At 60.7% G+C, this 12,815-nt stretch carries 9 protein-coding genes; 5 read left to right on the top strand and 4 right to left on the bottom strand.

The annotated features are described in order from the left end of the window. Positions 1-67: 67 nt before the first annotated feature. The 3 genes from glgB to HU731_RS02915 form a co-directional block, all read right to left on the bottom strand. The gene (gene glgB, locus HU731_RS02905; RefSeq protein ID WP_186608512.1) at positions 68-2,314 is read right to left on the bottom strand and encodes a 1,4-alpha-glucan branching protein GlgB; all 2,247 of its coding nucleotides are present in this window, start codon (positions 2,312-2,314) and stop codon (positions 68-70) included. Then, positions 2,311-5,658, bottom strand: coding sequence for a maltose alpha-D-glucosyltransferase (gene treS / locus HU731_RS02910; protein WP_186608511.1), 3,348 nt, complete (start codon positions 5,656-5,658; stop codon positions 2,311-2,313). Before treS ends, glgB begins: the two co-directional genes overlap by 4 nt. A 192-nt stretch (positions 5,659-5,850) precedes the next feature. After that, positions 5,851-7,839 (bottom strand): alpha-1,4-glucan--maltose-1-phosphate maltosyltransferase, encoded by a 1,989-nt coding sequence (locus tag HU731_RS02915; RefSeq protein ID WP_186608510.1) that lies wholly within the window; start codon positions 7,837-7,839, stop codon positions 5,851-5,853. A 204-nt stretch (positions 7,840-8,043) separates the two neighbouring features. Between HU731_RS02915 and HU731_RS02920 the strand changes: the two genes are divergently transcribed. Then, positions 8,044-8,232 (top strand): hypothetical protein, encoded by a 189-nt coding sequence (locus HU731_RS02920; protein ID WP_032892035.1) that lies wholly within the window; start codon positions 8,044-8,046, stop codon positions 8,230-8,232. Positions 8,233-8,246: 14 nt separating this feature from the next. Here the strand turns inward: HU731_RS02920 and HU731_RS02925 are convergent, their stop codons facing one another. After that, positions 8,247-8,738, bottom strand: coding sequence for an MgtC/SapB family protein (locus HU731_RS02925; protein ID WP_186608509.1), 492 nt, complete (start codon positions 8,736-8,738; stop codon positions 8,247-8,249). Between the two features lie 123 nt (positions 8,739-8,861). Between HU731_RS02925 and HU731_RS02930 the strand changes: the two genes are divergently transcribed. From HU731_RS02930 to HU731_RS02945, 4 genes are all read left to right on the top strand, one after another. After that, positions 8,862-9,101: a DUF3203 family protein gene (locus HU731_RS02930; RefSeq protein WP_186608508.1), complete on the top strand. Its 240-nt coding sequence runs from the start codon at positions 8,862-8,864 to the stop codon at positions 9,099-9,101. Positions 9,102-9,285: 184 nt separating this feature from the next. Beyond that, positions 9,286-10,695, top strand: a complete 1,410-nt coding sequence (ccoG, locus tag HU731_RS02935) for a cytochrome c oxidase accessory protein CcoG (protein ID WP_186608507.1) — start codon at positions 9,286-9,288, stop codon at positions 10,693-10,695. 146 nt (positions 10,696-10,841) lie between these two features. After that, positions 10,842-12,251 (top strand): GntR family transcriptional regulator MpaR, encoded by a 1,410-nt coding sequence (gene mapR / locus HU731_RS02940; RefSeq protein WP_032892039.1) that lies wholly within the window; start codon positions 10,842-10,844, stop codon positions 12,249-12,251. Between the two features lie 63 nt (positions 12,252-12,314). Further along, positions 12,315-12,803, top strand: a complete 489-nt coding sequence (locus tag HU731_RS02945) for a hypothetical protein (protein WP_225931579.1) — start codon at positions 12,315-12,317, stop codon at positions 12,801-12,803. The last annotated feature ends 12 nt before the right edge of the window (positions 12,804-12,815 follow it).

Genomic DNA, 12,815 nt, shown 5'->3' on the forward strand with positions numbered 1-12,815 from the left:
GTGAACGGCGACGACAAAGCGCCATTGTGGCACCTTGCCAGCAAGCCGAACAGCAGCATCCGCCGCGCTAGAGCGTTTCAGGCTCCTCGGGCCGCAAAATCAGCACGCCCAAGGGCGGCAAGTTCAGCGACAGCGACACCGGTTGCCCATGGCGCGGCTCATCCTGGGTAAACACTGCGCCACCGTTACCGTAATTGGAGCCGGCGTAGGTGTCGGCATCACTGTTGATCACCTCACTCCACCGCCCGCCAAACGGCACACCGACTGCGTAGCCTTCACGGGGCACCGGGGTGAAGTTGGCAACCACCAACACCGGTTTGCCATCCTTGCTCCAGCGCAGCCAGGCGTAGACGCTGTTGATCGCATCGTCACCGATCAGCCATTGGAAGCCCTGGGGCGCATCGTCCTGTTCGTGCAGCGCCGGCTCTTCGCGGTACAGGCGGTTCAAATCGCCTACCAGCTTCTGCACCCCACGGTGCTCGGGGTACTGCAGCAAATACCAATCCAGTTGCTGGTCGTGGTTCCACTCGCGCCATTGGCCAAATTCGCAGCCCATGAACAGCAGCTTCTTGCCGGGGTGCATCCACATGAAACTGAGGTAGGCGCGCAGGTTGGCAAATTTCTGCCAGCGGTCGCCGGGCATCTTGTCGATCAGCGAGTGCTTGCCGTGCACCACCTCATCATGGGAAATCGGCAGGATAAAGCGCTCCGACCAGGCGTACACCAGCCCGAAACTCAGCTCGTTGTGATGATGGGCGCGGTACACCGGGTCTTGCTGGATGTAATGCAGGGAGTCGTGCATCCAGCCCATGTTCCATTTGTAATTGAACCCCAGGCCACCCTGTTGGGTAGGCTGGCTGACGCCGGGCCAGGCCGTGGACTCTTCGGCAATCACCAAGGCGCCCGGGGCTTCAAGGGCAACCACGTCATTCAGGTGCCGCAGGAAGTCGATGGCTTCCAGGTTCTCGCGGCCGCCATGGCGGTTGGGCACCCATTCACCGGCCTTGCGCGAATAATCGCGATACAGCATGGAGGCCACGGCGTCCACGCGCAGGCCGTCCACATGGAAATGCTTGAGCCAGTGCAAGGCCGACGCGAGCATGAAACCGTGGACCTCGGTACGGCCCAGGTTGTAGATCAGCGTGTCCCAGTCCTGGTGAAAACCTTCCAGGGGGTTGGCGTATTCGTACAGCGCGGTACCGTCAAATTGCGCCAGGCCGTGGGTATCGGTGGGGAAATGCGCTGGCACCCAGTCGAGAATCACACCGATATCGGCCTGATGGCAGGCATTGACGAACCAGGCAAAGTCTTCCGGCGAGCCAAAGCGAGCACTGGGGGCAAACTGGGATAATGCCTGATAGCCCCACGAGCCACCAAAGGGGTGTTCCATGATCGGCATCAGCTCGATATGGGTGAAGCCCAATTGTTGAACGTAAGGAATCAGCCGCTCGGCCAGTTCGCGCCAGCCATATTGCCGGGCCACTTCACCGGCCTCGTCCAACTCGCACTGCCAGGACCCTACGTGCAACTCGTAAATCGACAACGGCGCGGTGGATGTCTGCTTGTCGCCCCGCGATTGCATCCATTCATGGTCCTGCCAATCCACTTGCAAAGGTGCGGCGACCTTGGAAGCGGTGTCCGGCGGCAATTGGGTGGCCAGCGCCACAGGGTCGGCCTTGAGCGGCAAAATGCCGTGGGCGCCGAGAATTTCGTACTTATAAGCCGCGCCCGGTTGCAGGCGCGGGATGAAGATTTCCCACACGCCCGATGGATGGCGCAGGCGCATCGGGTGACGGCGCCCGTCCCAGATATTGAAGTCGCCCACCACCGAAACCCGCCGTGCGTTCGGCGCCCAGACGGCAAAGCGCACGCCTTGCACGCCGTCGACGCTGACCACCTGAGCCCCCAGGCAGTTGCCCAGATCACGGTGATTGCCTTCGGCAAACAGGTACAGGTCCATTTCCCCCAGCAGCAATTGGCTGAAGCTGTAAGGGTCTTCGGTGATCTGCTCACCGCCGGCCCACTGGATTTTCAGCAGGTAGGGCTGGCGAGTGCTGAAGTGCCCGACAAACAGGCCCGGCACCTGGGTGGCGTCGAGGCTGCCAAACGGCTCGCCCGTGTCACGCGCCAGCACCTGGGCACTCAGGGCCTCCGGCAGGAACGCGCGGATAAACTGGCCGCCCTGCTCGTCATCATGGGGCCCCAGGATCGAAAACGGATCGGGGTGCTCGGCGCGCACCAGCGCATCGACGTCCTTGGACGCCGGCAATGCAGTCAACTTGGGCTGCAGCGGTTCTCTCTGTGTAAAACTCATGACGTCTCCCCACCGCGTACAGGTTTCGATATAGGTGTCAGCCCGTTCAGCAAACCGTGCAGCCCTTGCAGGGGCACCGGCAGCCAGGTCGGGCGGTTTTCTGCTTCGTAGGCCACTTCGTACGCGGCCTTTTCCAGGCTGAACAAGGTCAGCGCTGCGTCGTGGCCGTTGGCATCCTGCCAGTCATGCGCCAGTGTAGACGCAGCGGCCTGGTAAGCCTGGGTAAATGCTACGCGGGCTTCATTCAGGTAGCGGTCGGTCACGCGTTTGCGCGCCGCGTTCGCTTCTGGCGTGTGATCCACCCCTTGCACATTCAGCGCCATGGCCGCCGCATAATCGAAGGAGCGCAGCACACCGCTCACATCCTTATAAGGGCTGTGCCTGCCGCGCCGCTCATGCAGCGGCCGCGCCGGCTCGCCCTCAAAGTCGATCAAGTAGGCATCGCCCTTGACCACCAATACCTGGCCCAGGTGCAAGTCACCGTGGACGCGAATGCGCAACCCGCCCGCCGTGGCTTTGGCCAACGCCTGAACATGCGCCGCGATGGCTTTTTTCTGCGCCAGTAATTCACTGACCAACGCCTGGTCGGCGGGGTTCAACTGGCTTTGATGAAGCTTGAGCAACTGCAGGGCACGGTCGATCTGGGCCCCGACATCCTTGGCCCAGGCTTGGGTGTCCTTGGCCGTGGTGACTTCTGGCTTGAAGGCGTTATCGCTCGTTGGCGCACCCAATACCACGTGCATTTCACCCAGGCGCTGACCGAGCAAACCGGCAAAATCCGCCAACTCGCCGAGGGCGTTGTAGTGTTGTTCCTGTTCAGAGATCGCGTCGGCCAGCTCATCGCGGATCGCCCGCTCCAGGTTGTTCTGGGTCCAGCTCCAGGCATCGCCCTGGTTGCTCAAGTAACCCTGGGCAATCATCAGCAGGTTGTCCTGCCCCTGACCGTCGCGGCGGCTCATAAAGCCCAGCAGCGGCGAAATGTTCGGGTAGCCGGCAGCGGTCAGGTAGGCGCTCATTTCCAGTTCCGGGTGCACGCCGGCGCTGACTTTACGAATCAGCTTGAGCACCAGGCTGTCACCGACCACCACCGAGCTGTTGGATTGCTCGGCAGACAAATAACGCACCGGCGATTCACGGGTCAGTTGCAGCGCGGCCAAGTGTTCAGTTGCCTCAAACCGCAGATCGCCGTCAGGGGTACTCAGCACGGTACCGGCCTGCATGGCCTGGATCACCTCAAGGATAAAATGCTCAAGGCTGAAGGCATCGGTCACCAAGCCAACCTGGCGGGTACGTCGCACCCGGGCCAGGGCCAATTGCTGGGGCAAAGCACTGGTGAACTGGTCTTCGCCAAGGAAGCCCAAGGGCAGTTGGTAGCGGCTGACCTGGCCGGCACTGGTCACTTCGATCTCACTGAGCAACACCGGATGCTGCGGGTCGCCAAAACGCACGCCGTAGGCGATGTGCACCGTGTCGATTGCCGTGTCTTTGCCGGCAAACCAGCGACGCTTGGGCAGCCAGGCCGGCAGTGAAGTGTGCTCCAGGCTGGTGCGGCAAGGTTCTTCCAGTAGCTCTTCCATGCGTTTTTTCAATACCAAAGTGGTGAAGTCGGGCATGCTTTGCGCCGGTTCCACATGCCAACTGGGCATCTGGTTCTCCGCCGCCAGCACGAACCAATAAAAGCCATAAGGCGCCAGGGTCAGCAGGAAATTCAGCTGGCCGATCGGCGGGAAGGCATTACCGCCGAGCATCTCCACCGGCACCATCCCGGCAAAGGCCGACAGGTCCAGCTCCGCCGCCTGGGCGCTGCGCGACACGTTGGCCACGCACAGGATGATCTCGGTGTGGCCGTCTTCGCCGGTGTATTCACGGGTGTAAGCCAGGATGCGCCGGTTGGTCGGCGAGAGCATTTTTAAGCTGCCACGGCCAAACGCCTTGGACTGTTTGCGCACTGCGAGCATGCGCCGGGTCCAGTTGAGCAATGAGTGCGGGTCCTGGGCCTGGGTCTCGACGTTGACCGACTGGTAGCCGTATTGCGGGTCCATGATTGGCGGCAACACCAGGCTGGCCGGGTCGGCACGGGAAAAGCCGCCATTGCGGTCGATGGACCATTGCATGGGCGTGCGCACGCCGTCACGGTCGCCCAGGTAGATGTTGTCGCCCATGCCGATTTCATCGCCGTAGTACAAGGTCGGCGTGCCCGGCATCGACAGCAACAGGCTGTTAAGCAGTTCCACCCGCCGACGATCACGCTCCACCAGCGGCGCCAGGCGTCGCCGAATACCCAGGTTGATACGGGCGCGGCGGTCTGCGGCGTAGTAGTTCCACAGGTAGTCGCGCTCTTTGTCGGTGACCATTTCCAGGGTCAGCTCATCATGGTTGCGCAGGAAAATTGCCCACTGGCAATTGGCGGGAATCTCCGGGGTTTGGCGCAGAATGTCAGTGATGGGGAAGCGATCTTCCTGGGCCAACGCCATGTACATACGCGGCATCAGCGGGAAGTGGAACGCCATGTGGCATTCATCACCGTCGTCGCCCTTTCTATCCCCAAAGTACAGTTGCGTGTCTTCCGGCCATTGGTTGGCTTCGGCCAGCAGCATGCGGTCGGGGTAATGGGCGTCGATCTCGGCGCGGATCTGCTTGAGGACGTCGTGGGTTTCGGCCAGGTTCTCGTTGTTGGTGCCGTCCCGTTCGATCAAATAGGGAATGGCGTCCAGGCGCAGGCCGTCGATGCCCAGGTCGAGCCAATAGCGCATTACCGACAGCACCGCTTTCATGACTTGCGGGTTGTCGAAGTTGAGGTCGGGTTGGTGCGAGTAAAAACGGTGCCAGAAGTACTGGCCGGCCACCGGGTCCCAGGTCCAGTTGGACTTTTCGGTGTCGAGGAAAATAATGCGCGTGCCGTCGTATTTCTGGTCATCGTCCGACCACACATAAAAGTCCCGCGCCGCCGAGCCTGGCTTGGCCTTGCGCGCACGCTGGAACCAGGGGTGCTGGTCGGAGGTGTGGTTGATCACAAGCTCGGTGATCACCCGCAGCCCGCGTTGGTGGGCTTGGGCAATAAAGCGCTTGGCGTCGGCCATCGTCCCGTAGTCGCTGTGCACGCCGCGGTATTCGGCAATGTCGTAGCCGTCATCACGGCGCGGCGAGGGGTAGAACGGCAGCAGCCAGATGGTGTTCACACCCAGGTCGGCAATGTAGTCGAGTTTTGCGATCAGCCCGGCAAAGTCACCAATGCCGTCGTTGTTGGAGTCGAAATAGGATTTGACGTGAACCTGGTAGATCACCGCGTCCTTGTACCAGAGCGGGTCTTTGATAAAGGTGGCTGCCTTGGGTTTCTTGGCCATTGCAAACTCCTGGAAATACACAATTCTTCAGAGCAAACGCTTTCCTGGGGATAGGGGCTCATCGCGTTCTGTAGGAGCGAGCTTGCTCGCGAAAAACCTCAACGATAACGCGTGCTTCCTGAATAAACGCGGTGACTGTGAGTTTTTCGCGAGCAAGCTCGCTCCTACAAAAAGCCACTCCCCCTTCCCCTCTCAGGGTGTGCTGATGCGCCAGATCCCGAACGGCATCTGTGGCTCCAGCCGGGTCCATTGGGTCTTGCCGTACCAGGTCCAGCGATGGCCGTTCATCAAGTCCTCGCCCTGGGTCTGGGCATCGTCGGGCAAGCCCATCTCCCACAGTGGCAATTCGAAGTGGGCTTGCTGGGCGTTGTGCGGGTCGAGGTTGACGGCGACCAGAATGAAATTGCTGCCGTCCTCGCTGCGCTTGCCGAAATACAGAATGTTGTCGTTCCAGGCGTTGTAGAGCTTGAGCCCCAGGTGCGTGTGCAACGCCGGGTTCTGGCGGCGGATGCGGTTGAGCTGGGCGATCTCGGCGATGATGTTGCCGGGCGCGGTGAAGTCCCGAGGGCGAATTTCGTACTTCTCCGAGTCCAGGTATTCCTCTTTGCCCGGCACCGGCGCGGCTTCGCACAACTCAAAGCCTGAATACATCCCCCACAGGCCCGAGCCCATGGTGGCCAGCGCGGCGCGGATCAGGAAGCCTGCGCGGCCGGATTCATGCAGGAAACCGGGGTTGATGTCCGGCGTATTGACGAAGAAGTTCGGGCGGTAGCATTCACGCCAGGGCGACTGGTTCAGTTGGGTAAGGTACTCGCTCAGCTCAGCCTTGGTGTTGCGCCAGGTGAAGTAGGTGTAGCTCTGGGAATAGCCGACCTTGCCCAGGCGCGCCATCATGGCCGGGGTGGTGAAGGCTTCGGCGAGGAAGATCACCTCCGGGTACTTGGCACGCACATCGCTGATCAGCCATTGCCAGAACGGCAGCGGCTTGGTGTGCGGGTTGTCGACGCGAAAGGTCTTCACGCCCTCTTCCACCCAGCCCACCACGATGTCACGCAGTTCGGTCCACAGGCTCGGGATGGCATCGGCCGCATAGAAATCGACGTTGACGATGTCCTGGTACTTTTTCGGCGGGTTTTCCGCGTACTTGATCGTGCCGTCTGGGCGCCAGTTGAACCAACCCGGATGCTCCTTGAGCCACGGATGGTCCTGGGAGCACTGGATGGCGAAGTCCAGGGCGATTTCCAGGCCGTGGTCGGCAGCAGCCTGGACCAACCGGCGAAAATCATCGCGCGTGCCCAATTGCGGGTGGATCGCCTCGTGACCGCCCTCTTCACTGCCAATGGCATAGGGGCTGCCGGGATCATCGGGGCCGGCGGTGAGCGAGTTGTTCTTGCCCTTGCGGTGGCTACGGCCGATGGGGTGGATCGGCGGGAAGTACAGCACGTCGAAGCCCATGTCGTGAATCATCGGCAAGCGTGCGTGCACGTCGTTAAACGTGCCGTGCCGTGCCGGATCGTCGGTGATCGAGCGCGGAAACAGCTCGTACCAGCTGGCAAATTGTGCAGCTTCACGCTCCACGTCGATCGGATACGCGGGGCTGACGCTCAAATAGGCACGATGGTCGGCCTGCGTCATCAGGTGTGCACTGTCTTCGTGCAGGAACAACGCCACCTGCTCGGTTTCCAGCAGGCCGGAGAGTTCATGGTGCAACAACATCAAGCGCTCACGCAGTTCATTGTCACTGCGTTCGGCGGCCTGCAACACCAGGCTGCGGCCTTCCTGCAACTCGAGGCTGACCGGCACCCCGGCCTCATGCTTCTTGCGTAGCTCGTAGCAAAAGCTGGCGAACGTATCGATCCAGGCTTCGATGCAGTACTCGTGCGGGCCTTGGTGCGCAACGGTAAACGCGCCTTCCCAGCCATTGTTGCCGACATCCAGCATGACCACGCTGTGCCAGCTTTCATCTCCCAGCGCGCGCCAGCGGATCAACACCGCGAGTTTATCGTGGCCATCGGCGAATACTTTGCTGGTCACATGGACCCGCTGGCCCACCACTGCCTTGACGGCAAACTCACCGTTGTCGATGACCGGCATGGTGCTTTCGATCGCGATCCTGGGTAACAGCAGCGCCTGGGACAGCGGCAGCACGGAGTCTTCTGGAACCAGTGTTTCAGCAGTCATCGAGCATCTTCCCCTTACGCCCTGTGGACGCTCTTGGCTTGATCCGAATTCAAAGGCGGCGGCGCTCTTCCCGAGCGTGGCCGTTTAAGGTCCGAGCCTGGGCGCGCAGCAAAAGTTCAGGTGGATATACCGCCACTGGGCAGGGAATCAATTGCCCCAGGCAGCGGTCCACCGCTAGAGCAAAGCACAAAGGAGGCCACACCGATGAATATCCCGATCCCCCCTGAACCTGAAGATCCGAATATCGACAACCCGCCTCTGCCGCCCGGCGAACCGGCGCCCGTTCCGGAGAAAGAACCGCCGGAAAACGACCCACCGCCCGTGGAGGAGCCGCCGACCACTATGCCGCCGGTAATAGGGATACAAGCCTGGCATTCGCCAAGCATCCAGTGATCCATAATGCGGCATCATTTATCCAATATTTTGACGATTCTGGGCATGATGCTGAACACCGCCAGGGCCAGCAGGGTACTGAGTACCGCAGTCGATTCACGGCCCATGCCCGCCGCCACGCCAATGGCGGCGGTCATCCATAACCCGGCCGCCGTGGTCAGGCCCTTCACATGCTGGCCCTCCTCGTCTTCCTTGCCCTTGAGGATGGTGCCAGCACCGAGGAAGCCAATGCCCGCAATCACCCCCTGAACCACACGGCTCATGGCATCTGCCTGGTTGCCGGACATCTGCGGCACCAGCACAAACAGCGCGGCGCCCAGTGCCACCAGCATATGAGTACGCACCCCGGCCGCCTTGCCCTTGTGCTCACGTTCAAACCCCAGGATGCCGCCGAGGATCGCCGCGATCAGCAGGCGTACGGTCACTTGGGTGAGTTGCCGGGCATCGCCGATGTCCGCGAATTCGGCTTGCAGGGTTTGCCACACCAGATGCCACCAGGCGTCCATGGATGCGCTCCTTTTTATTGTGGATAGATAAAAGATGGACAGCGCAGACCGCCAGTCAGTTGCCTGGAACCTGCCTCCATAGGTGCCGCCTAAGGCTATATAGCCCATAGAAAGGAGATCGCCATGACCCTTCGCATCGACAACCATTTTTGCTACTTCAAGCTCGGCGTGGACGGCCAGGAGCAAAGCCTGCCAGCCACCCGCGTGAAGATCCTTACCGACAATGACAAAGCCATGTCGTATGTGGACCTGGCGGGCGAGCGGATCTATATCACTGAAGCCGAAGCCGACGCGCTGACGGTTGAAGGGGCCACGGATGGCCGTAACCATGTGAAGGCGCAAGAGCCTGGTTCGGTGATTTGATTGATCTGTATCGTCGAATCCAATGAATCCCTGCACCCCTATGCCCTGGGGGTGCAGCACATTGACGCACACGAACGCCCCAAACCTATCTGATCCGCTTTTTATCATTCCACCTGAGTCTGTTATGCAAACAGCCTGTCGCCCATAGTTCATCGGCCTGATGGAGGCTGATGAGCGAACGACCATGAGCGAACGAATCCCAACCGTGGAAACCTTTGAGCCCATTCACCCAAAGAAGGTGAAGGCCAAATCCAGCGACAACCTGATCCATACCCGCAGCTTTACCGGTTTGTTCCGCACCTTGCGTGTGGGCGGTGCCGGCCTGCTGTTCCTGGCTTTTTTCGGCACCGTGTGGCTGAACTGGGGGGGGCGCCAAGCCGTACTGTGGGACCTGGCCGAAAGCAAGTTTCACATTTTTGGCGCCACGTTCTGGCCCCAGGACTTCATCCTGCTTTCGGCGCTGTTGATCATCTGTGCCTTCGGCCTCTTCGCGATTACCGTGTTTGCCGGCCGCGTCTGGTGCGGCTACACCTGCCCGCAAAGCTCGTTCACCTGGCTGTTCATGTGGTGTGAAAAGGTGACCGAGGGTGAACGCAACCAACGCATCAAACTGCAGGCCGCGCCCTGGAGCCTGAACAAGCTGGCACGGCGCGCGGCCAAACACACGATGTGGCTGGGCATCAGTGTGTTGACCGGGCTGACCTTTGTGGGCTATTTCACCCCCATCCGCCCCTTGGCCGCCGAACTGCTGACCTGGCAGATGGGCGGTGTGAGCCTGTTCTGGGTGCTGTTTTTCACGGCCGCCACCTACCTCAATGCCGGTTGGCTGCGCGAAGCGGTGTGCATGCACATGTGCCCCTATGCACGGTTCCAGAGCGTGATGTTTGATAAAGACACCCTGACCATTTCCTACGACGCCGCCCGCGGCGAGCAGCGTGGCCCGCGTAAACGTGATGTGCAGCCAGCCGAGGTTGGCCTGGGCGATTGCATCGACTGCCAGCTGTGCGTGCAGGTATGCCCCACCGGCATCGACATCCGCGACGGCCTGCAAATGGAATGCATCGGCTGCGCGGCCTGCATCGACGCCTGCGATTCGATCATGGACAAAATGGGCTATGCCCGTGGCTTGGTCAGTTACACCAGCGAGCATCAACTACAGGGCGGCAAGACTCACCTGCTCAGGCCACGCCTGATCGGCTACAGTGCCGTGCTGGTGGTGATGATTGCAGCGTTGGTGGTGGCCCTGATTGAACGGCCGATGGTGTCGCTGGATGTGACCAAGGACCGTGGTATGTTCCGCGAAAACAGCCAGGGCTTGATCGAGAACATCTACAGCCTCAAGGTGATCAACAAGACCCAGCAGCGCCAGGATTACCGCCTGGAACTGGTGGATGCCGAGGGGTTCCAGCTGCAAGGCAAGACCCAGGTCAGCCTGGCGCCCGGGGAAATTGTCGATGTACCGGTGTCGGTGGCGTTGCTGGCGGACACACCGGCCAGCAGTTCTCAAACTATCCGATTTAAAGTGACGGATGTGGATGAACCGTGGATTTATACCGCTGCCGACAGCCGCTTCGTTGCCCCCTTGAATCGCTAAACAACTGTAGTAGCGAGCTTGCTCGCGAAAAACTCACCGGCGCCGCGTTCATTCAGGAAACACGCGTTATCGTTGACGTTTTTCGCGAGCAAGCTCGCTCCTACATTTCGCCCTGCGTACACATTCAAAAAGCTAATTAGGCCGCCATGAAACGCTACGAAAAATTCGCCGACGACATTGCAGAACTGATCCGCTCCGGCGTCCTCGGCCCCGGCCAGCGCGTGCCATCGGTGCGCTATGCCAGCCAGGCCTACGGCGTCAGCCCGTCCACCGTGTTCCAGGCCTACTACTTGCTGGAGCGTCGTGGCCTGATTCGCGCCCGCCCGCGTTCTGGCTACTTCGTCAACACCCATGCGCCCAGCCCGTTTTCCGAACCGGTGGTGAGTGAGCAGGTGCATGAGTCCACCGATGTAGGCGTGAGTGAGCTGGTGTTCTCGGTACTGGATTCGATCAAAGACCCCAACACCGTGCCCTTCGGCTCAGCCTTCCCCAGCCCCATGCTGTTCCCGCTGCCGCGCCTGGCCCGCTCCCTGGCCAGTGCCAGTCGCGAAATGGACCCGCGCCTGGTGGTCACCGACATGTCGCCAGGCAACCCGCAACTGCGCCGCCAGATTGCCCTGCGCTATATGGTCGGCGGCCTGATGCTGCCGATGGAAGAGTTGCTGATCACCAACGGCGCCCTCGAAGCGTTGAACCTGTGCCTGCAGGCCGTGACCGAACCGGGCGACCTGGTCGCCATCGAAGCGCCGGCGTTCTACGCCTGTCTGCAAGTGCTTGAACGCCTGAAGCTCAAGGCCGTGGAGATCCCGGTGCACCCACGCGACGGGATTGACCTGAACGCCTTGGCCCAAAGCCTTGAGCGCTATCCGATCAAGGCCTGCTGGACCATGACCAGCTTCCAGAACCCCATGGGCGCCACGCTGCCTGAGGAGAAAAAACAGGCGCTGGTGCAACTGCTGCGCAGCCATCAAGTGCCGTTGATCGAAGATGACGTCTACGCCGAGCTGTATTACGGGCAACAAGCCCCAAAACCGGCCAAGGCCTTCGATACCGAAGGGTTGGTAATGCACTGCGGCTCCTTTGCCAAGAGCCTGGCGCCCGGTTACCGCGTGGGCTGGGTCGCCGCCGGGCGCTTCGCGCAGAAGGTGGAGCGGCTGAAATTAATGACCTCACTGTGCCCGTCGATGCCGGCCCAGGCGGCGATTGCCGATTACCTGCAACACGGCGGCTATGACCGCCACCTGCGCAAACTGCGCTATGCCCTGGAAGAACAGCAAAGCGCCATGCTGGCGGCCATCGCCCGCTATTTCCCGGCGCAAACCCGGGTCAGCCAACCGGCGGGAGGCTATTTTCTGTGGTTGGAATTGCCGGAGCAGACCGACTCGCTGAAATTGTTCCAGATGGCCCTGGCCCAGGGCATCAGCATTGCGCCGGGGCCGATCTTTTCCGCGACCCAGCGCTTCAGAAACTGCATACGCTTGAACTATGGCAGCCCGTGGAACGAAGCCTCGGAGAAGGCCATGGAGACATTAGGGCGGATTGTGCGCTCGTTCTAAATGGAACCTACCGTCGCGTCTTAACGACTCAGAGGCCTCCACAGACCGAATAACGAGACCTGCGTGATCACTTGGAAAAACTGCTCGCTGCCAACACGTGTGCCTCGCAGCCTGAGGCCTTTTCCCGTCCCTCGCCACTATATGCGCTGGGCGGAACAACAGCAGGTGCGCCAGATGACAGGCCCGAACGGACGCCCTGCCGGTGATCATCGCTCGGCAGAGGCGATCATCGAGCACAGTAGCGTGACAAAAAACTTCCTCAAAGGCTGCGATTTCTATCAGGTCGTCGATGACCTCAAGCGACAGGTCGGTGACTGGACAAACGCTAATCCAGACCCCAAAGCTCGAGCCAATGCGGCCTACGACCTGGATAAAGTGCTGCGTTTTCTCGATAACGTCGATGACCGAACCCTCAATGGCAGCGATAGCCGTAATGGCCATATCGAGGGTTTTTCCAACTGCGGCTATGGCGTGCTGAAGCACTCCGAAGCCGACCTGCTCCGGCAGTTCTCCTGGTACGGGTACCAGGTGCTGCGCACGCTGCGGACCTGATCAGCCAGTGCC

The organism is Pseudomonas salmasensis (assembly GCF_014268375.2).
Classification (GTDB): domain Bacteria; phylum Pseudomonadota; class Gammaproteobacteria; order Pseudomonadales; family Pseudomonadaceae; genus Aquipseudomonas; species Aquipseudomonas salmasensis.

What these genes read in the sequence shown, in the direction of transcription:
- glgB (WP_186608512.1), bottom strand. Translation starts at nt 2,314, where the DNA reads ATGAGTTTTACACAGAGAGAACCGCTGCAGCCCAAGTTGACTGCATTG.
- treS (WP_186608511.1), bottom strand. Translation starts at nt 5,658, where the DNA reads ATGGCCAAGAAACCCAAGGCAGCCACCTTTATCAAAGACCCGCTCTGG.
- HU731_RS02915 (WP_186608510.1), bottom strand. Translation starts at nt 7,839, where the DNA reads ATGACTGCTGAAACACTGGTTCCAGAAGACTCCGTGCTGCCGCTGTCC.
- HU731_RS02920 (WP_032892035.1), top strand. Translation starts at nt 8,044, where the DNA reads ATGAATATCCCGATCCCCCCTGAACCTGAAGATCCGAATATCGACAAC.
- HU731_RS02925 (WP_186608509.1), bottom strand. Translation starts at nt 8,738, where the DNA reads ATGGACGCCTGGTGGCATCTGGTGTGGCAAACCCTGCAAGCCGAATTC.
- HU731_RS02930 (WP_186608508.1), top strand. Translation starts at nt 8,862, where the DNA reads ATGACCCTTCGCATCGACAACCATTTTTGCTACTTCAAGCTCGGCGTG.
- ccoG (WP_186608507.1), top strand. Translation starts at nt 9,286, where the DNA reads ATGAGCGAACGAATCCCAACCGTGGAAACCTTTGAGCCCATTCACCCA.
- mapR (WP_032892039.1), top strand. Translation starts at nt 10,842, where the DNA reads ATGAAACGCTACGAAAAATTCGCCGACGACATTGCAGAACTGATCCGC.